Genomic DNA, 18,533 nt, shown 5'->3' on the forward strand with positions numbered 1-18,533 from the left:
ATAACGCCGCCCCCTTTTCGCCATACTATGGGCAAAAGGGGGCGGTATTATTATGTCCAACCTATCCCGAGAAAAGTTTCGCTGGCTGCTGGCGGGGGGACTGGCGGGGCTGGTGAACGGCTTTTTCGGCGGCGGGGGCGGCAGCGTGCTGGTCCCCCTGCTCACCCAGCTGTGTAAACTGGACCAGCGGCGGGCCTTCGCCACGTCGGTGGCGGTGATCCTGCCCCTGTGCGTCCTGTCCGCCGCCATCTATCTGGCCCGGGGGCGGCTGGACGTGATGGCCGCCCTGCCCTATCTGCTGGGCGGGACCCTGGGGGGCTGGCTGGGGGGCCGGTGGTTCCAAAAGACCCGGGTGGACTGGCTGCGGCGGCTGTTCGGGGCGCTGCTCATCTGGGGCGGCGTGCGGTGTCTGCTGTGATGGCCTGGCTTATTCCCCTGGCGGTGGGCACGGCCACGGGGGTGCTGTCCGGCTTTGGCGTGGGGGGTGGGACCCTGCTGCTGGTCTATCTCACCGCTGTGGCCGGGGCGGACCAGCACCTGGCCCAGGGGATCAACCTGCTCTACTTCCTCCCCGCCGCCCTGCTGGCCCTGCCTGCTCACAGGAAAAACGGCTATCTGGACACAAAGGCCCTGCCCTGGCTCATCGGCTCCGGTCTCATCTGCGCCGCCCTGGCCGCCTGGCTGTCCGCCGGACTGGAGGTGACCCTCCTGCGCAAGCTCTTCGGAGCGTTTCTGATTGTCATCGGCCTCCACGAGATCTTTTCAAAAGTTAGGAAGGATGAGTGATGAGTTAAGTCCCACCTCCTAACTCCTAATTCCTAACTCCTAACTCTCTACCGCTTGCGCTTTTCCCGCAAACGGCGTATGATGGGGCCAAAGGCGCGTGGGCGCAGGGAGGTTTTTATCATGTGGTTTGAGCAAGCTGTGGTCTATCAAATTTACCCGCTGGGTCTGTGCGGGGCTCCGGCGGAGAACGACGGGCGTCTGGAGCACCGCATTCTCCGTCTGGTGGACTGGGCGGAGCACATCCGCTCTCTTGGTGCGGACACGGTGCTGCTGAACCCGGTGTTCGACAGTGACCGCCACGGCTATGACACCCGGGACTACTTTCACTTAGACCCCCGGCTGGGCACGGACGACGACCTGGCCCAGGTGTGCCGGGCCTTCCACCGGGCGGGGCTGCGGGTGCTGCTGGACGGGGTGCTCAACCACGTGGGCCGGGGCTTTTGGGCCTTTCGGGACGTGCAGGAGAAGAAGTGGGACAGCCCATACAAAGATTGGTTCCGCCTGGACTTCGGCGGCAACACCAATTATAACGACGGCTTTTGGTACGAGGGCTGGGAGGGTCACAACGAGCTGGTGAAGCTGAACCTCTTCAACCCCGCCGTGGTGGAGCACCAGTTCCAGGCCATCCGCTCCTGGGTGGAGCGCTTTGACATCGACGGTCTGCGGCTGGACGTGGCCTATTGCCTGCCCCCGGAGTATTTAAAGCAGCTGCGCGGCTTCACCCAGAGCCTGAAGCCCGACTTCGTCCTGATGGGCGAGACCCTCCACGGGGACTATAACCGGTGGATGGGCCCGGAGCTGTGCCACAGCGTGACCAACTACGAGTGCTATAAGGGCCTGTGGTCCAGCTTCAACTCCCTGAACCTGTTCGAGATCGCCCACTCCTTAAACCGCCAGTTTGGCCCGGAGCAGTGGACCCTGTACAAGGGCGCCCACCTGCTGTCCTTCCTGGACAACCACGACGTGACCCGCATCGCCAGCCAGCTGAACGACCCGGACCACCTGCGCCCGACCTATGCCCTGATGTTCGGTATGCCCGGGGTCCCGGCGGTGTACTATGGCAGCGAGTGGGGCATCCGGGGGGAGAAAAAGGACGGGGACGCCGCCCTGCGCCCCGCTTTGGAGCGCCCCGAGTGGAACGACCTCACCGATTTCCTCGCCAAATTGGCCCACGCCAAACGAAACAGCCCCGCCCTGTGCTATGGCGGCTATCGGAATGTGCTGCTCACCAACCGGCAGCTGATTTTCGAGCGGGCCTGCCCGGAGGAGCGGGTGCTGGTGGCCATCAACGCCGACCACCAGCCCTTCCACGCCCACTTCGACGCCGGGTGCGGCCAGGCGGTGGACCTGATCTCCGGCCAGACCCACGACTTCGGCGGCGGCAGTCAGCTGCCCCCCTGCTCCGCCTTCTTCTGGAAAATGGAACGATAAACAAACAGCCGCCGAAAGCATGATCGTATGCTCCGGCGGCTGCATTATATTCATTCGTTATCGTTCTATATCCTCTTGATACTGTATCTCCACGTTCAGAATGCCCTCTCCCTGGGCCCGCTGGAAGATACCGCAGATTTTATCCACATAGCGGGTAAATTCCTGATTCTGACCATGGGGTATCCCGTTATACTGCAGAGGGCGCAGGATGAGAAAATCATCCCCATAGTAGGGCATCCCCCACAGGATATCCCAAAGGGCGCTGAGATTTTCCCCATAATCTTCATCCCACTTCATTTTCAGGCGCATTTCCTGATAAATCTGTGAAATATATCGGCAGGGCCGAAAATCCAGCGTCACAACAGTCCGTTTATTCATCCTTACACCTCCTTGATAATTTCATAAAAAGTACGGTAATGGTTGTAGGTAACAAAAATCAAACCATCGTTAGAAAATAAAATTCTATGGCCATTACGTCGACCTTCATAATAATTCAAATCAGCTTCAAACCAAATTCGACCTGGTACATCTGGTAAATGGCCATCGTCATTCTGATAAATCCCCCCGCTAAGCATTTTCCCTGGCGCAAATTTTTTTATTGGCTTTCCATTTTTCCATCCTAACTTGTATAACTCCTCTTTAGAAATATAATAGTCAGGAAGTATTCCTTTATAGGCCAGCCAATAATCCGCTCCATTTTCTCGTTCTTCTGTTGCAAAACCAGGTTTAATTGCTTCTACCGGCAGTATAGCACATCTGCAATTAACATGCAAAGGCGGCTCAACATCAACTTCTTCATCATTCTTGTAAACTGTCCCATGTCGTTCAAGGCAAACTGGGCATAATTTAGAATCAAGCTGAGCCACCCAATGTCTCCACTTCCGGCTTTGGCACGTTTCCGGGATAAAAATATCTAATGCTCCCTTCTCCGTTGGCCTGTCATCCAGTTTTAATATGCAACCATTAAAACGTTTGAAATACACAAATTATTCCCCCTTTACCCTTCTGTGGAATAATTTGAATATTGCACCTTTTCATACACCTAGTTAAAAAATTTTTAATAATAAACTTTATCCGTAAAATTTATGACACCCGATGGTGCCGTAATAGGCGCGGCTGGTGGATATCCAGGTCCCGGCGGACAGGGCGGGAGCGTAGAAATACAGGCTGTCCCCCACGGGGGCGGCCCCCTCCAGGCAGAGCTTGGCGGCCAGCACCGCCGAGTCGGTGGGCTGGTCATAGATGGTCCCGTTGGACACCGGCTCGAACTGCACGCCGTATTTCCGGTCAAAGACCACCTCCTTCACCGTGTTGGGGAACTGGCCGCTGGCCACCCGGTTCAGCACCACGTTGCCCACGGCGATCTGCCCCAGCAGGGGCTCCCCCCGGCTCTCGGCGGAGATGACGCGGGAGAGCCAATATAGGTCCGTCTGGTCATAGTCGACCTGGGGCGGCACGGCCCCGTCTAACTTCAGTCGGGCGGCGGCGTTCTCCCCGTCCCAAGTAAGTTCCGCCCCGGCGGCGTTTGCCAGCACGGACAGGGGCAGGATCGTCACGCCATCCTCCACCCGCACCCCGCCGGGGACATACAGGGCCCGGCCATTGGCGGTGACGTAGAGCGCTCCGGGGACGGCCTCTAAAGTCAGGCCCGCTCCGGCCAGCCGGGCCTCCTCCCCCGTCCAGGTCAGCGTCCTCCCGGTGAGGGTGGAAAAAGCCCGCAGGGTTACATAGCTGGTCCCCTCCTCCACCCAGGCATCGCTTGCACTTAGCGTCTGTCCGTCCACTTCGATCTGGGCGGCATGGGCGGGTATGGTCAAAGCCAGCGCGGCCAAAAGGGCGGCGGCGCGGCGCTTCCATCGTCGATCTATCATTGGTTCCTCCTTGTTTTTGTAACCAAATTGTAACCTTTTTCACCCCACCGCGCAACAAGTAAATGTTGGAATAGGCCAGCGCTTTTGTTTTTTCATAGACTTTTTGCCTGCGCCATGGTAAAATACCAAAAGTGACCGCTGCTTGATTTTCCTGCGCGTCACCGATCATCACCCTGGGAGGGGAAACGATTTGAAAACTGAGATTCTTGGGGTCCGATTCGACGACCTGACCCAGCAGGAGGCGGCCCAGCAGGGGCGGCAGTTGCTGGAGGAGGACAAGTTCCACTATGTTGTCACCCCCAACCCCGAATTTTTGCTGGCCGCAGAGAAGGACCCGGAGTTCCGCCGGGTCCTAAACGCCGCCGACCTGGTCCTGCCCGACGGCATCGGCGTGGTCTACTCCGCCAAAATTTTAGGCACGCCCCTGAAGGAGCGGGTCCCCGGCATCGAGTTTGCCGAGGCCATGCTCTCCGCCCTGAACGAGATGGGCGGGCGGCTCTATCTGCTGGGGGCCAAGCCCGGCGTGGCGGAGGAGGCGGGCCGCCGCATCTGCGCCCGCTATTCCGATCTGGTCCTGTGCGGCACTCACGACGGCTATTTCAAAGACGAGCAGGCCATCCTGCCCCAGATCGCCGCCGCCAAGCCCGACCTGCTGTTCGTCTGCCTGGGCGCGCCCAAGCAGGAGAAATGGATGGCCCGCTGGGGCCAGCACACCGGGGCCAAGCTGGCCATCGGCCTGGGCGGCTGCCTAGATGTGTTCGCCGGGAACGTGGAGCGTGCCCCGGAGCAGTGGCAGAAGCTGGGCCTGGAGTGGGCCTATCGTCTGAAAAAAGAGCCAAAACGCATTGGCCGCATGGCCAAGCTGCCCCTGGTCCTGGTGAAGGCCGCCGGCCAGCGCATCCACCCCGACAAAAAGGGGGACGCATGAGCATGAACGGCAAGCTTATCGTATTCGAGGGCACCGACGGCTCGGGCAAGTCCACCCAGTTCCAAAAGCTGTGCGACCGGCTGGACCGCATGGGCCGGAGCTATCGGCGGCTGGTGTTCCCCCAGTATGACCAGCCCTCCTCCGCCCTCATCCGCATGTACCTGGGCGGGGAGTTCGGCACCCACCCCCAGGACGTAAGCCCCTACGCCGCCTCCGCCTTCTACGCCGTGGACCGCTACGCCTCCTGGCGCAAGGTGTGGGGAGAGGACTATCAGAACGGCGGGCTGATCCTGGCAGACCGCTACACCACCTCCAACGCCGTCCACCAGGGGGCCAAGTGTGCCCCGGAAGAGCGGCAGGCCTTTTTCCGCTGGCTGGACGAGTTCGAGCACGACAAGCTGGGTCTGCCCCGGGCGGATTTAGTGGTCTATCTGGACATGCCCACGGAGAAGGCGGTGGAGCTGCTCCGCTCCCGTGAGGCGTCTACCAACACAAAGGCGGACATCCACGAGCTGGACACCGCCTATCTGGCCGCCTGCCGCGCCTGTGCCCTCCAGGCGGCGGAGCAGCTGGGCTGGCACGTGGTCCACTGTCTGGACGACGCAGGCCGCCTGCGCTCTATTGAGGACATTCACAGCGAGATCTGGGCGCTGGTCGAAAAAGAGTTATGAGTTAGGAGTGATGAGATAGGAGTGATTCATCACTCATCACTCATCACTCATCACTCATCACTCCTAACTCATCACTAAAACTATGCGCCAACGGCGGGCGGACGCAGAGGTCCGCCCCTACGGTGCGTCTTATAAGGAGGTCATTCTATGGTCTATATCCTGCTCGCCCCCGGTTTTGAGGAGATGGAGGCCCTGGTGCCCGCCGACCTGCTGCGCCGGGCGGAGCTGGAGGTGGCTCTGACCACCGTGGGGCCCACCATGGTCCCCGGCGCCCACCACATCACCGTCCAGTCTGACCTGGCTGTGGACCAGGTACAGCTGAAGGCCGGAGACATGGTGGTGCTGCCCGGAGGCGGCGCCGGCGTGGAGAATCTGGCCGCCTGCCCCGGAGTGGAGACGCTGGTGCGTCAGGCCGCGGCGGACGAGCTGGTCTGGGTGGCCGCCATCTGCGCCGCCCCCACCCTGCTGGCCCATTGGGGCCTGTTGAACGGCAAAAAGGCGGTGTGCTACCCCGGGCTGGAGAACCGGCTCACCGGGGCCATCCCCCAGCAGGGAGTCAGCCTGGTGCAGGACGGCAAGGTCATCACCGCCCAGGGCCCCGGCTCCGCCTTTGATTTTGGATTCTATTTAATTAAGACCCTGGCCGGAGCGGCCAGGGAACAGGAGGTTCATCATGGCACTTACTATTGCTGAAGAAAAGAAGCAGCTGCGCGGCAGCGTCCGCAAGACTCTGGCGACCATCCCCCAGGAGGAACTCACCCGCAGCGACGACGCCCTGTTCGCCCGGTTCCTGGCTCTGCCCCAGGTGCAGCAGGCCAAGACCATCTTTGCCTTTTGGGGCATCCCCGGCAAGGAGCCGGAGACCGCCCGCATGATCCAGACCCTGGTGTCCCAGGGCAAGCGGGTGGGCCTGCCCCGGATGCTGCCCGGCCACCTGATGGAGATCCGTCAGTACATGCCTGACCGGCCCATGGTGTCCGTCTCCTTCGGCATCTCCGAGCCCGACCTGTCCTGCCCCATCCTGACCCAGGACGAGATCGACCTGATTCTGGTCCCCGCCGTGTGCTATGACAAGGCGGGCTATCGCCTGGGCTTTGGCGGCGGCTATTATGACCGCTGGCTGGAGCACTTCAACGGCTTCCGGGTGGGCATGTGCCGCAACGCGGTGCTCCAGGACAAGGTGCCCACCGAGCCCCACGACAGCCGGGTGGACCTGCTGCTCACCGAGACGGAGAGCATCGTCTGCGGCTGAGCCTGCAAGCAAACTTGATTTGAGGAGGACCCTATGGCACAGGAAAGAAGAAGCGCCCGCACCCCGTCAGACCGCTCCGGCGACGGCCAGAGCCCCCGCCGGTCCAACAACCGGCGGCGCTCCCGCAGCTTTGCCGCCAGCTCCGGTATGCTGTACGCGGTGGCCGTCATCGGCGTGTCCATTCTGCTGGCCTGCGTGTGCTGGATCGCCGCCAACGACGTGCTGGCCCTGAACAAGCCGGAAAAAGAGGTCACCATCACCGTGGACAAAGAGGACAGCTTTAACCAGGTGGCAGACCGGCTGAAAAAAGAGGGGCTCATCGAGTATAAGGGCCTGTTCAAGCTGTTCGCCTCCGTCACCGGGGGCAAGGCCAAGGTCTCTCCCGGGACCTATACCCTGAACACCGACATGGACTATCGCGCCCTGCTCTCCGGCATGAGCGTGAACTCCTCCACCAAGGCGGAGATCACCATCACCATCCCCGAGGGCTATACCGTCACCCAGATCTTCCAGCTGCTGGAGGACAACAATGTGGCCACGGTGGAGGAACTGACCCAAGCCGCCGCCGAGCACGACTACGCCTTTTCCTTCCTCCAGGGCATCCCCCTGGGCGACGCCGAGCGGCTGGAGGGCTTCCTCTACCCGGACACCTATCAGTTCAACACCCCCCACAACGCGGTGTATGCCATCAACAAGATGCTGGTGAACTTCGACGAGAAGTATACCGACGACCTGCGGCAGAAGGTGGTCGACAGCGGCTATTCCATCCGGGAGATCCTCACCATCGCCTCTCTGGTGGAGCGGGAGACCGACGGCACGGACCGGGGCACCATCGCCTCCGTCATCTATAACCGCCTGAACAACCCCAGCGCCGGGACCATGGGCTATTTACAGATCGACGCCACCCTGGCCTTCCTCAACGGCGGCAAGGTCCCCACCGAGGCGGACAAGGCCATCGACTCCCCCTATAACACCTATCTCTACAAGGGTCTGCCCCCCGCCCCCATCGCAAACCCAGGTCTTGACTCCATCAAGGCGGCGCTGGAGCCGGAGAAGACCAACTACTTCTACTACGCCCTGGGCGACGACAACACCCACAGCTTCTTCAGGACCCTGGACGAGCAGCAGCGCTTCCTGCGCACCCAGACCCGGTATAACTGATTTTTGTCCCCGCCCTCCTCTCGGGGGGCGGGGATGCTTCCATCATCAAACAGGAGAGAGACACACATGAGCGAGAGAAAGATCGAGCTGCTTGCCCCCGCCGGGGACATGGAGCGGCTGGAGATGGCGGTGGCCTATGGGGCCGACGCCGTCTATCTGGCAGGGACCACCTTTGGGATGCGCTCCTTCGCCGGGAACTTCACCCCGGAGGAGCTGAAGCGGGCGGTGGCCCTGTGCCACAAGAAGGGCGTGCGGGTCCACGTCACCTGCAACACCATGCCCCGCAACGACGAGGTGGCCCGCCTGCCGGAGTGGCTGACCTATCTGGACCAGGTGGGGGTGGACGCCGTCATCCTGGCCGACGTGGGCGTGATGGCCCTGGCGGGGAAATATGCCCCCCATGTCCAGCGGCACATCTCCACCCAGGCCAGCATCGTCAACTATGAGACGGCCCGTGCCTGGCACGACCTGGGGGCGGACCGGGTGATCCTGGCCCGGGAGCTGTCATTGGACGAGATCCGGGAGATCCGGGACAAGACGCCCCCGGAGCTGGAGCTGGAGGCCTTTGCCCACGGGGCCATGTGCGTGAGCTATTCCGGGCGGTGCCTGCTGTCCAACTATATGACGGGCCGTGACTCCAACCGGGGGGCCTGCGCCCAGCCCTGCCGGTATAAATACGCCCTGATGGAGGAGAAGCGCCCCGGGGAGTATTTCCCCGTGTACGAGGACGAGAAGGGCACCTATATCATGAACTCCCGGGATATGTGTACCATCGACCACGTGGCCGAGCTGATGGACGCGGGGCTGGACTCGTTGAAGCTGGAGGGCCGGGCCAAGTCGGCCTATTACGCCGCCATCGTCACCGGGGCCTATCGCCACGCCATCGACGCCGCCCTGGCCGGGCAGCCCCTGGACCCGGTGTGGCGGGACGAGGTGGAGCACATCAGCCACCGGCACTACTCCACCGGCTTCTATTTCGGCCAGCCGGGGCAGTTCACCCAGGATTCCCGCTATATCCGGGACTGGCAGATCGTGGCCAAGGTCCGCTCCTGCACCCCCGATGGCCGGGCGGTGCTCACATTGAACAATAAGTTCTCTGTGGGCGACCAGCTGGAGCTGGTTGGCCCCGGTCTTCGGCCCCGTCCCGTCACCGTAAAGGCCCTGTGGGATGAGGACGGCCAGAGCCTGGACCAGGTGCGCAAGCCCCAGATGGTCTTTCAGCTGGACCTGCCCTGTCAGGCCCCGCCCCTGTCCCTGCTCCGCCGCCAGGCCGACCTGACGCCCTGATCCTGTAAGGAGGATGTGCCCTATGAACACCCCCATCCGGGGCCGCTTTGCCCCCAGCCCCAGCGGGCGGATGCACCTGGGCAACCTGTGGTCCTGTCTGCTGGCCTGGCTGGCCGCCCGCAGCGCCGGGGGCGGCATGGTCCTCCGCCTGGAGGACTTGGACCCTGACCGCTGCCGCCCGGAGTTCTGCGACCAGGTCATGCGGGACTTAGAGTGGCTGGGCCTGGACTGGGACGGCCAGCCCATCTATCAGAGCCGGCGCACCGAGGCCTATGCCGCCGCCTTTCGCGCCCTGGAGGACCAGGGGCTGGTCTATCCCTGCTTCTGCACCCGGGCCCAGCGGCTGGCCGCCTCCGCCCCCCACCGGTCTGACGGGGTGGTGCTGTACTCGGGCCGCTGCCGCCATCTCACCCCGGCAGAGCGGGAGACGCTCTCTGCCCAGCGCGCCCCCGCCTGGCGCGTTCAGGTGCCGGAGGAGACGGTCTCCTTCCGGGACCAGATTCAGGGGGACTATGCCCAAAACCTGGCGGCGGAGTGCGGGGACTTTATCCTCCGCCGCTCCGACGGGGTATACGCCTATCAGCTGGCGGTGGTGGTAGACGACGCCTTTCAGGGCGTCACCCAAGTGGTGCGGGGCAGCGACCTGCTGGACTCCGCCCCCCGGCAGTTGTGGCTGCAAAGCAAGCTGGGCCTGCCCCACCCGGAGTATGGCCATGTGCCCCTGCTGCTCTCACCCGATGGCCGCCGTCTGGCCAAGCGGGACCGGGACCTGGAGCTGTCTCAGCTGAAGGAGCGCTTCACCGCCCCGCAGCTGGTGGGCCGCCTGGCCCTGGCCGCCGGACTGCTCCCGGAGTACGCCCCCGTTACCCCTCAGGAGCTGCTGCCCCATTTCGCCTGGGACAAGCTGCCTCGACAGGATTTTGTCTTTGAGCTATAAAAAAATCGTCGTATCCGAACTTGGATACGACGATTTTTTGTGATGCAAATCAGATCCCGTGGGCCCGGTTATAGACCGCGCACAGCTGGTTGCAGTTTTTGATGATGATATAGTTGGCCACCCAGGAGCCCAGGCCGCACAGCAGGGAGCCGATGACCATCCACAGCAGGACGGTGGTGCCGTTCTCCTGAAAGCTCATGCCATACCGGGGGGCGTTTTTGGCCAGCCGGTTGCCCAGGCAGTAATACCAATAGAAGGAGTAGATGCCGCAGGTGACCAGACTGAGCAGGATGAGGCCCATCAAGCCCCGGGTGTGCTCCCCGTCCCCGTCGCACACGGTGTTCACGTCCTGGATCATAGAATACAAAAACACCAGGCCATAGATGCCGCAGGTGATGATGGTCAGGATCACATAGAGGACAAAGTCCCGGTTCTCCGTCACCGGGCGCTTCCAGGCGGCCCCGGCGCCGTAGTCGGCGGAGGCGGACTGATACTGGGGCCGGGCGCCCTCCTGGCCGGAGGTATTCTGGTTTCCGCCGGTGAAGCGCAGCTCTTTCATGGCGTCGGACAGGTCATAGCCCAGCTGGCGCAGCTGGTCGGCGCTCTTGCCCACCAGGGCCTGCTGGCCGTCTAAGTACATCAGCACCCACAGGCCGCCCACGGTGACGACCAGGCCCAGCACCGACGTGACGAAGCCGCCCCAGCTCCAATACCAGCCATAGAACAGCCCGTCGATGAGCACCATCAGCAGCACCCGCACCGCCATCACGGCCACCGTGGCCAGGGCCAGACAGCTCACGCCGAAGAAATAGGCCTCCCGGTTTTTCCGGGTGCTCTTCAGGGCCATGGCCAGCAGCAGCAGACAGATGCACACATAGGCCCCAGACTGGACCAGGGGCAGCAGCACCCGGGTGAGGATCATGGCCCCATAGAAATAGCCGTTTAAGAAATTGCCCACCGCGCCGAAGAAGCGGACGATGGCCCGAAAGCCATAGACCGCGGCGCACAGGATGGCGAAGATGGTCAGCAGGGCGTTCCCATCCGTAGGTGTGCTGCCGGAGGGCTGGGGGGCGTCATAGTGATAGCTCCCGGACTGGGTCCCCTGGGGGCCGGACTGTGCAGCAGCCCCCTCGTCGGGCTGGGGCGGGACCTGATCCTGCCCGTCCACCTGCTGCCTGGCCCCGCAATAGCCGCAGAACCGCTGGCCGTCGCCGATCTCCCGGCCACAGTGCTTACAATACATGTCGCTTCTCTCCTTTTCTCTCTGTTCTCTCTATATTTTATCTTTCAAACACGATACGAAACAAAAAGCCCGTTTGGGGGGCAAAGGTGACAACGCTGTCCCCCGGGTCGGCCATGCGCAGGGCGTATACGATCAGGAACAGGGCCGCCCCGGCCCACACCGCTCCCCGCAGCACCCGCCGGGGGATCTGCCGCCGGAACAGAAACAGTCCCGCCGCCGGGATGGGCAGCCAGAACAGGGGGTGATAGCCCCAGGCCGCCGAAATGTCCCCCCGCAGCAGGGCTAGCCAGGCCCGGGACATGCCGCACCCGGCGCAGGAGACCCCGGTGAAAAACCGAATGGGACAGGTGACGCCCAGGGCTTCCATCCCCCCGTAGAGCAGGACAACGGCCAACACTGCCCCCAGCCAGTGCGGGAGAGCGCCCTTGTTCTCTCTCACGGCTCTCTCTCCCCCTTTGATTGCTTTGGGTCATTATACCAGTTGGCGGCAGAAGTTGCAATTATGTTAAAGAATAATTAAGGTTTGGCCAGACGATCAGCCAGCCAGACGGCCAGTTCCTCCATCACCTGCTCCCGCTCCGGCTCGTTTAGCATCTCGTGCCGCCCGCCGGGGTAAAGCCGCACCGTCACATCCCGGCAGCCGCAGCGGCGAAGCAGGGCCGCTACCCGGCGCACCCCCGCCCCCATGTCCCCCACCGGGTCACGGTCCCCGGAAAAGAGATAGATGGGCATATCTCCGTCCATGCGCCGGACGTTCTCCTCCCGGCCGATCCAGGCGATGCCCCCCAGCATATCCCGGAACATGGACACGGTGGGGCGAAAGTTACATAAGGGGTCCTGCTTCCGTCCCGCCGCCATCTCAAAGTCCCGGGTGGTCCAGTCCCCCTGGCCCGGAGCGGGGTGGACCCGGGCGTTATAGGCCCCCAGGGACAGGGCATAGACCAGGGGGCTCACATAGTCCGGCCCCCGCCACCGGCACAGCAGACCGGAGACCCCCCGGCCAAAGGCCACCAGGGCCGCCCGCTCCTGCCCCGTGCCCGACAGCACGGCGGCATCCACCGTCCCCGGCCAGCGGATGAGACAGGTCCGGGCCAAAAAGGACCCCATGGAGTGCCCCAGCAGCACATAGGGCAAGTCGGGCCACCGCTCCCCCTCCAGCCGCCGCAGGGCGTACACGTCCCGGACGACCAGGTCCCAGCCGCCCTCCGGGGCGAAAAAGCCGTATTTTCCGTCTGTCACCGTGGCCCCGTGGCCCAGGTGGTCCTCGCCGCACACCACATAGCCCCGCCGGGTGAAAAACTCCGCCACGTGGGCATAGCGGCCAATATGCTCGGCGATGCCGTGGACGATCTGGATCACCCCACGGGGCTCCCCCTCCGGCAGCCACTCCACCGCCTGGATGGTCTGCCGCCCATCGGCGGAGGGATAGGTCAGGGTCCTGCGTTGGGACATAGATATGCCTCCTTTTTCATCTTAAGTGTAACGGAACTGTCCCCATAAAGTCAACCCAGCCGGTCCGGGTCCAGGCGCTCCAGGGTCTGGCGGAGGGTGCGGCAGTGGCGGCGGAACTGGAGGGACAGCTCCTCCAGCAGCTCGGCCTGGGTGCCCTCCGCACCTTTCATTTGGGCGATACACAGCCCCTCCAGTTCCTCCTCCCGCTGATACTGCCGCCGCAGGGCGGGGGCCAGGGACAGCATTTCCGGCTCCTGGTTTTGGGACAGCTTTGGCGGCATGTAGGCCCGCCCCGTCTCCAGGTAATAGGCGGCACTGAACCGGCGCAGGGCCGTCCGGTCCTCGGCGGCTATGACCCCCATGCTCTGACTGTACCGCCCCGCCCGGCGGGCCAGGCTCTGGGCGCTGTCTGCCGCAGTTCGGGTCCGGTCTATCAGTTGTTCTAAATCGGCCCCCGGTTCCCGCTCCTGGGTCGGCTTCTCCTCCGGCGGATTTTGGGGCTTTTCCTGTTTTCCCTGTTTTTCCGGTCTTTCCCGTTCTAAGGCGATGGGGCTGCCCTCCCCGTCGGGCATCACCCTGGCCCACACCCGGCGAAAGGTCTCCGGGTCGGGCTGCTGCTCCAGCACCCAGCCGCTCTCCTGCTGCGCCATATGCGCTCCCCCCTCTATTCAGAATGGCTCTCGCGGCACATTCTATGCCAGATTTCAGTTAGGAGTTAGGAGAGATGAGTGATGAGTTTCTCTCAACTCCTAACTCCTATCTCATCACTCCTAACTCTGCTTGACTTTCTTGCTATTTTTTCTCCCGCATGGTAAACTGAACACCTGACCATCCAAACTTTTCTGCCCGGCCCTTTCTGTGGGCCGGACGCTATTTTCATACAGAACGGAACGTGACATCATGCTTGACCACGAACAGGAGATTCGATTTGCCGCCGCCCGCCGCCAGGCCATCGCCCGGGACTTTTACCGGCTGAACAATCAGCAGCAGGAGGCGGTGCTCACCACCCAGGGGCCGCTGCTGCTGCTGGCCGGGGCGGGCAGCGGAAAGACCACCGTGCTCATCAACCGCATCGCCAACCTGATGCGCTATGGCCGGGGCTCTGACAGCCCGGAGGTCCCCCAGTGGGTCACCCCCGACGACCTGGCCTTTCTGGAGGGCTGCGCCCAGGGGGCGGATCTGTCCCCGGAGGACCGGGACCGGCGGGAGCGGCTGTGCTGCCTGGACCCCGCCCAGCCCTGGACCATTCTGGCCATCACCTTTACCAACAAGGCCGCCGGGGAGCTGAAGGACCGCCTGACCCGGATGCTTGGCCCCGCCGGGGAGGACGTGTGGGCCTCCACCTTCCACTCCGCCTGCGTGCGCATCCTGCGCCGGGACATCGAGAAGCTGGGCTTTGCCTCCTCCTTTACCATCTATGACTCCGACGACTCCCTGCGGGTCATCAAAGAGTCTATGAAGCACCTGAACATCGACGACAAGCAGTTCCCGCCCCGGTCCGTGCTGGGCTACATCTCCAGGGCCAAGGATGCCATGCTCCTGGCCGACGAGTATCTGGCCCAGTGCAAGGCCAGCGGGGACTTTCGCCTGACCAAGATCGCCAACATCTACATGGAGTATCAGCGCCGCCTGTGGGAGGCCAACGCCCTGGACTTTGACGACATCATCCTCCACACCGTCCGTCTGCTCCAGCAGTTTGAGGACGTGCGGGAATATTATCAGAAAAAGTTCCGCTATGTACTCATCGACGAGTATCAGGACACCAACCACCTGCAATATCTGCTGGCCTCCCTGCTGGCGGGGGGGTATCAGAATTTCTGCGTGGTGGGCGACGACGACCAGTCCATCTATCGCTTCCGGGGTGCCACCATCGAGAATATCCTGTCCTTTGAGCAGCAGTATCAGGGCTGCCGGGTGATCCGGCTGGAGGAGAACTACCGCTCCACCCGGCACATTCTGGAGGCGTCTAACGCCGTCATCCGCAACAACCAGGGCCGCAAGGGCAAGGAGCTGTGGACCAAGGCCGGGGACGGGGACAAGCTGACCCTTTACACCGCCATGAACGAGAACGACGAGGCCCAGTACGTGGCCGCCCGCATTCTGGAGGACTACAGCCAGGGCCGCCGCTGGAAGGACCACGCCATTCTCTATCGCATGAACGCCCAGTCCAACCAGATGGAGAACGCCTGCAAGAAAAACGGCATCCCCTATCGCATCATCGGCGGCACCCGGTTCTTCGACCGGGCGGAGGTGAAGGACATGGTGGCCTATCTGGCGGTGCTGAACAACCCGGAGGACGACCTGCGCCTGACCCGCATCATCAACAATCCGCCCCGGGGCATCGGAGCCAAGACCATCGAGACCGCCCAGGCCATCGCCCGGCGGGAGGAGACCTCCCTCTATGCCGTCATCGACAACGCCCGCCTGTACCCGGAGCTGGAGCGCTCGGCGGGCAAGCTGGCCGCCTTCACCAATCTCATGGGGGAGCTGGCCGCCCTGGCCGGGGAGCTGCCCCTGGACCAGTTCTACGAGGAGCTGATGATCCGCACCGGCTATGCCGTCATGCTGGAGACCAAGAACACCGTGGAGGACCGGGGACGGCTGGAGAATATCCGGGAGCTGCTCACCTCCATCCGGGGCTATCTGGACGGGGCAGGGGACGAGCCCTCCCTGGCGGGATTTTTGGACGAGATCGCCCTGTACACCGATCTGGACCGCCAGGACGAGGAGGACTGCGTGGTGATGATGACCATGCACTCGGCCAAGGGGCTGGAGTTCCCCGTGGTCTTTCTGGTGGGGGCCGAGGAGGGCATCTTCCCCGGCATCCGGGCCATCGGCGAGACGGACGAGATGGAGGAGGAGCGCCGGCTGTGCTATGTGGCCATGACCCGGGCCAAAGAGAAGCTCTATCTCACCTGCGCCCAGCAGCGGATGCTGTTTGGCCGCACCAGCAACAACCGCCCCTCCCGCTTTGTGGAGGAGATCCCCCAGGAGCTGCTGGAACGCACCGGGCGGGCCAACCGCTGGGACAGCGACAGCTGGGGCGGCGGCATCCCCAGCCGGGACTCGGGCTACGGCGGCTATGACCGCCCCGCCCCCGCCGGACAGAGCGCCCAGGGCCGCAGCGCCGGCTATGGCGGCGGCTTTGTCCGGGCCATGAACGGCAGCGGACAAAAGCCCGCCGGCCGCCCCGCTCCCGCCCCCGCCCCTGCCCCCGCCGCCTCCTTCAAAAAAGGCGATACCGTGCGCCACAAGGCCTTTGGCAAGGGCGTGATCCTGTCCATCCAGAAGATGGGCGGCGACGCCCTGCTGGAGATTGCCTTCGACCAGGTGGGCACCAAGCGCCTGATGATGAAATCCGCCGCGGCGCATATGGAGAAGAAGTAAATATTTAAGAACGGATTGCCACGTCGGGGCTTTGCCCCTCCTCGCAATGACAGGAAACAGGTCTGCTCGCCTCTCTTTCGGCGCGGAGACCGACGCCCACGTCATTGCGAGGAGCGCAAGCGACGCGGCAATCCGTTTTTCTCCTGCCCCTGGGGATGTTTTTTTGAAAAAACACGAAAAGCCTGCAACATTTTCCTGCTCTCGTTCGTCTATTTCAGTGAAGCGCAAAACTGTCCCGGCGGTTACAGTGGCATCTTAAGAATATCTTAAACTTTTGTAATCGCTTTGTAGTTGTGCGGGACAGCGGAGGGCGAATATAATGAAGCTGGGGACGAGCACCGCCCCCGCGAATGAAACGACGACCCCGCCCTGCACGCTTTGTATGCGCAGGACTGTTGAAGGAGGATATTTACTATGGCAGAGATGACCACCGTCCAGCCCCAGGCCCCGGCTCCCGCTCCGGCTCCGGCCCAGGGCAAGCCCCCGCTGAAAAAGAAGGGGGCGCAGAAGAAGAAAATGGCCAAGCGGCTGATCGCCCTGGCCGTGGCCGCAGCGGTATGTCTGGGCGGCGGCTTTGCCCTGCACCGCTTTTTGAATTCCGGCAGCGGCGACCTGGGAGAAATTTACGCCCAGCCCGCCTCCATCGGCAGCATCCAGAGCACCGTGTCCGGCAGCGGCACCGCCAAGGCCAAGGAGTCGGCGGCCATCACCCTGACCCAGAGCGGCACCGTGCAGGAGGTGCTGGTGGCTGGCGGCGACACGGTGACGGCGGGGCAGCCCCTGTACACCATCTACAGCCAGGCCGCCGAGGACGAGGTCAATAACGCCCGGAAGGCCCTCACCGACCTGCAAAAGGACATGGCCGACCTGCAAAAGGACGTGTCCAACCTCACCGTCCGGGCCCCCTTCTCCGGCAAGCTGATGGACGTGAAGGATTTTCAGACCGACCAGGACGTGTCCAAGGGCACCCCGGTGGCCACCATCGTCAACGACAAAAAGCTGAAGCTGACGCTGTATTTCAGCTATGCCTATGAAAACAGCATCAAAAAGGGCCAGGCCGTCACCGTGTCTGTCCCCGCTGTGATGGGCGACTTCAATGGCTATGTGGACGAAATTCATAAGGTGAGCTACATCTCCCCCGAGGGGGCCGTCCACTTCGAGGCGGTCATCGCCTTTGATAACCCCGGCACCCTGACCGCCGGGATGGACGCCGCCGCCGTGCTCACCGCCGCCGACGGCAGCAAGATCTACCCCTATCAGAACGGCAAGACCGAGTATTACGAGAGCCGCACCATCGAGTGCAAGGCCAACGGCCCCGTCACCTCCATCGGCAACCTGCGCAACTATGCCAACGTGTCCGCCGGGGAGGCCATCCTCACCCTGGGCTCCTCCACCCTGGACACCGACATCCGGGCCAAGCAGGAGCAGCTGGACGAGGCCCAGAAGAAGCTGGACGAGGCGACCAAGGCCCTGGCCAACTTCCACGCCACCGCCCCCATCGACGGCACCGTCACCTCCTGCAGTCTGGTGGAGGGGGAGGAAGTGAAAAGCGGCGATACCGTCATCATCATCTCCAACAACACGACGATGCTGGTGACCATTACGGTGGATGACCGGAACATCTCTTACATCAAGCCGGGCAGCTATGTGGACCTGACGTGGAACGACGCCACTTATCAGGGCCTGGTCAGCTCCATCGACATGGGCAAGGCGGAGAGCGGCCAGGGCATGACCAACTACCCCGTGGTGCTCACGGTGGACAACCCGGACGGCAGCCTGATCGAAGGGGCCTATCTGCAGTACTCCTTCGTCACCAGCCAGTCGGACGACTGTATCCTGGTGCCCACCAGCGCGGTGAAATACGTCAGCGACCTGGAGGGCAACCGCCAGTCGGTGGTCTTTGTCCAGCGGGATGAGCGCCCCGATGACGTGCCCGAGCTGGACCTGCCCGATCCCATGCCCGGCGAGACCCGGGAGTATCCCAGCGAGAAGGAGGGCTATTACCCCGTCATCGTGTCCACCGGCCTGTCCGACGCCCAGAATGTGGAGATCACCTCCGGCTTGGAGGACGGGGACACGGTCTTTGTGAACTACACCGTCACCGAGTCCGGCAGCAGCTGGTAAAGG

General features: G+C 62.8%; 19 protein-coding genes. 12 read left to right on the forward strand and 7 right to left on the reverse strand.

Features of this window, described 5'->3' with window-relative positions:
• The first annotated feature begins 52 nt into the window (after positions 1–52).
• The 3 genes from ACSAMP_RS01420 to ACSAMP_RS01430 all read left to right on the forward strand — a co-directional run bounded on the left by ACSAMP_RS01420 (position 53) and on the right by ACSAMP_RS01430 (position 2,217).
• Positions 53–418: a TSUP family transporter gene (locus ACSAMP_RS01420; protein ID WP_441796189.1), complete on the forward strand. Its 366-nt coding sequence runs from the start codon at positions 53–55 to the stop codon at positions 416–418.
• Entirely contained in the window at positions 418–786 is a 369-nt protein-coding gene (locus ACSAMP_RS01425; protein ID WP_441796190.1) for a TSUP family transporter, read from the forward strand. Before ACSAMP_RS01420 ends, ACSAMP_RS01425 begins: the two co-directional genes overlap by 1 nt.
• A gap of 120 nt (positions 787–906) precedes the next feature.
• Positions 907–2,217 (forward strand): alpha-amylase family glycosyl hydrolase, encoded by a 1,311-nt coding sequence (locus ACSAMP_RS01430; RefSeq protein WP_457799251.1) that lies wholly within the window; start codon positions 907–909, stop codon positions 2,215–2,217.
• A 57-nt stretch (positions 2,218–2,274) separates the two neighbouring features.
• Here the strand turns inward: ACSAMP_RS01430 and ACSAMP_RS01435 are convergent, their stop codons facing one another.
• The 3 genes from ACSAMP_RS01435 to ACSAMP_RS01445 all read right to left on the reverse strand — a co-directional run bounded on the left by ACSAMP_RS01435 (position 2,275) and on the right by ACSAMP_RS01445 (position 4,088).
• Complete coding sequence (locus tag ACSAMP_RS01435; protein WP_457799252.1) at positions 2,275–2,595, reverse strand: barstar family protein; 321 nt, start codon at positions 2,593–2,595, stop codon at positions 2,275–2,277.
• Positions 2,596–2,597: 2 nt separating this feature from the next.
• Entirely contained in the window at positions 2,598–3,200 is a 603-nt protein-coding gene (locus tag ACSAMP_RS01440) for a minor capsid protein (protein ID WP_457799253.1), read from the reverse strand.
• An 87-nt stretch (positions 3,201–3,287) separates the two neighbouring features.
• Positions 3,288–4,088, reverse strand: a complete 801-nt coding sequence (locus tag ACSAMP_RS01445; RefSeq protein WP_457799254.1) for a cell wall hydrolase — start codon at positions 4,086–4,088, stop codon at positions 3,288–3,290.
• 190 nt (positions 4,089–4,278) lie between these two features.
• On the opposite strand from ACSAMP_RS01445, the gene ACSAMP_RS01450 reads away from it, so the two are divergent.
• The 7 genes from ACSAMP_RS01450 to gluQRS all read left to right on the forward strand — a co-directional run bounded on the left by ACSAMP_RS01450 (position 4,279) and on the right by gluQRS (position 10,324).
• Positions 4,279–5,016: a WecB/TagA/CpsF family glycosyltransferase gene (locus ACSAMP_RS01450; protein ID WP_457799255.1), complete on the forward strand. Its 738-nt coding sequence runs from the start codon at positions 4,279–4,281 to the stop codon at positions 5,014–5,016.
• 2 nt (positions 5,017–5,018) lie between these two features.
• A complete protein-coding gene (locus ACSAMP_RS01455; protein WP_457799256.1) occupies positions 5,019–5,687 on the forward strand; it encodes a dTMP kinase in 669 nt (222 codons plus the stop codon).
• Positions 5,688–5,834: 147 nt separating this feature from the next.
• Positions 5,835–6,380, forward strand: a complete 546-nt coding sequence (locus tag ACSAMP_RS01460; protein WP_457799257.1) for a DJ-1 family glyoxalase III — start codon at positions 5,835–5,837, stop codon at positions 6,378–6,380.
• The gene (locus ACSAMP_RS01465; RefSeq protein ID WP_441796196.1) at positions 6,361–6,939 is read left to right on the forward strand and encodes a 5-formyltetrahydrofolate cyclo-ligase; all 579 of its coding nucleotides are present in this window, start codon (positions 6,361–6,363) and stop codon (positions 6,937–6,939) included. Before ACSAMP_RS01460 ends, ACSAMP_RS01465 begins: the two co-directional genes overlap by 20 nt.
• A 33-nt stretch (positions 6,940–6,972) precedes the next feature.
• Positions 6,973–8,100: an endolytic transglycosylase MltG gene (gene mltG / locus ACSAMP_RS01470; RefSeq protein ID WP_457799258.1), complete on the forward strand. Its 1,128-nt coding sequence runs from the start codon at positions 6,973–6,975 to the stop codon at positions 8,098–8,100.
• 66 nt (positions 8,101–8,166) lie between these two features.
• A complete protein-coding gene (locus ACSAMP_RS01475) occupies positions 8,167–9,387 on the forward strand; it encodes a peptidase U32 family protein (protein WP_457799259.1) in 1,221 nt (406 codons plus the stop codon).
• A gap of 22 nt (positions 9,388–9,409) precedes the next feature.
• Positions 9,410–10,324 carry a tRNA glutamyl-Q(34) synthetase GluQRS gene (gene gluQRS, locus ACSAMP_RS01480; RefSeq protein WP_441796199.1) on the forward strand — a complete coding sequence of 305 codons (915 nt, stop codon included), beginning with the start codon at positions 9,410–9,412 and terminating at the stop codon, positions 10,322–10,324.
• A 49-nt stretch (positions 10,325–10,373) separates the two neighbouring features.
• Here the strand turns inward: gluQRS and ACSAMP_RS01485 are convergent, their stop codons facing one another.
• From ACSAMP_RS01485 to ACSAMP_RS01500, 4 genes are all read right to left on the reverse strand, one after another.
• The gene (locus ACSAMP_RS01485; protein ID WP_457799260.1) at positions 10,374–11,567 is read right to left on the reverse strand and encodes a DUF4234 domain-containing protein; all 1,194 of its coding nucleotides are present in this window, start codon (positions 11,565–11,567) and stop codon (positions 10,374–10,376) included.
• A gap of 37 nt (positions 11,568–11,604) precedes the next feature.
• Entirely contained in the window at positions 11,605–12,006 is a 402-nt protein-coding gene (locus ACSAMP_RS01490) for a DUF2752 domain-containing protein (protein WP_457799261.1), read from the reverse strand.
• Between the two features lie 77 nt (positions 12,007–12,083).
• The gene (locus ACSAMP_RS01495) at positions 12,084–13,019 is read right to left on the reverse strand and encodes an alpha/beta fold hydrolase (RefSeq protein ID WP_457799262.1); all 936 of its coding nucleotides are present in this window, start codon (positions 13,017–13,019) and stop codon (positions 12,084–12,086) included.
• 50 nt (positions 13,020–13,069) lie between these two features.
• On the reverse strand, positions 13,070–13,669 hold the full coding sequence (locus tag ACSAMP_RS01500) for a hypothetical protein (RefSeq protein ID WP_457799263.1): 600 nt from the start codon (positions 13,667–13,669) through the stop codon (positions 13,070–13,072).
• A gap of 250 nt (positions 13,670–13,919) precedes the next feature.
• Here ACSAMP_RS01500 and ACSAMP_RS01505 point away from each other — a divergent pair, with 250 nt between their 5' ends.
• Complete coding sequence (locus tag ACSAMP_RS01505; protein ID WP_457799264.1) at positions 13,920–16,406, forward strand: ATP-dependent helicase; 2,487 nt, start codon at positions 13,920–13,922, stop codon at positions 16,404–16,406.
• A 414-nt stretch (positions 16,407–16,820) separates the two neighbouring features.
• Positions 16,821–18,530, forward strand: coding sequence for an efflux RND transporter periplasmic adaptor subunit (locus ACSAMP_RS01510; protein WP_457799265.1), 1,710 nt, complete (start codon positions 16,821–16,823; stop codon positions 18,528–18,530).
• Positions 18,531–18,533: the final 3 nt, after the last annotated feature.

The organism is Flintibacter sp. SJQ-8, assembly GCF_054108085.1.

Coding starts and splice junctions, on each gene's coding strand:
- ACSAMP_RS01420 (WP_441796189.1), top strand. CDS start 53: ATGTCCAACCTATCCCGAGAAAAGTTTCGCTGGCTGCTGGCGGGGGGA.
- ACSAMP_RS01425 (WP_441796190.1), top strand. CDS start 418: ATGGCCTGGCTTATTCCCCTGGCGGTGGGCACGGCCACGGGGGTGCTG.
- ACSAMP_RS01430 (WP_457799251.1), top strand. CDS start 907: ATGTGGTTTGAGCAAGCTGTGGTCTATCAAATTTACCCGCTGGGTCTG.
- ACSAMP_RS01435 (WP_457799252.1), bottom strand. CDS start 2,595: ATGAATAAACGGACTGTTGTGACGCTGGATTTTCGGCCCTGCCGATAT.
- ACSAMP_RS01445 (WP_457799254.1), bottom strand. CDS start 4,088: ATGATAGATCGACGATGGAAGCGCCGCGCCGCCGCCCTTTTGGCCGCG.
- ACSAMP_RS01455 (WP_457799256.1), top strand. CDS start 5,019: ATGAACGGCAAGCTTATCGTATTCGAGGGCACCGACGGCTCGGGCAAG.
- ACSAMP_RS01460 (WP_457799257.1), top strand. CDS start 5,835: ATGGTCTATATCCTGCTCGCCCCCGGTTTTGAGGAGATGGAGGCCCTG.
- ACSAMP_RS01465 (WP_441796196.1), top strand. CDS start 6,361: ATGGCACTTACTATTGCTGAAGAAAAGAAGCAGCTGCGCGGCAGCGTC.
- mltG (WP_457799258.1), top strand. CDS start 6,973: ATGGCACAGGAAAGAAGAAGCGCCCGCACCCCGTCAGACCGCTCCGGC.
- ACSAMP_RS01475 (WP_457799259.1), top strand. CDS start 8,167: ATGAGCGAGAGAAAGATCGAGCTGCTTGCCCCCGCCGGGGACATGGAG.
- gluQRS (WP_441796199.1), top strand. CDS start 9,410: ATGAACACCCCCATCCGGGGCCGCTTTGCCCCCAGCCCCAGCGGGCGG.
- ACSAMP_RS01485 (WP_457799260.1), bottom strand. CDS start 11,567: ATGTATTGTAAGCACTGTGGCCGGGAGATCGGCGACGGCCAGCGGTTC.
- ACSAMP_RS01495 (WP_457799262.1), bottom strand. CDS start 13,019: ATGTCCCAACGCAGGACCCTGACCTATCCCTCCGCCGATGGGCGGCAG.
- ACSAMP_RS01500 (WP_457799263.1), bottom strand. CDS start 13,669: ATGGCGCAGCAGGAGAGCGGCTGGGTGCTGGAGCAGCAGCCCGACCCG.
- ACSAMP_RS01505 (WP_457799264.1), top strand. CDS start 13,920: ATGCTTGACCACGAACAGGAGATTCGATTTGCCGCCGCCCGCCGCCAG.
- ACSAMP_RS01510 (WP_457799265.1), top strand. CDS start 16,821: ATGGCAGAGATGACCACCGTCCAGCCCCAGGCCCCGGCTCCCGCTCCG.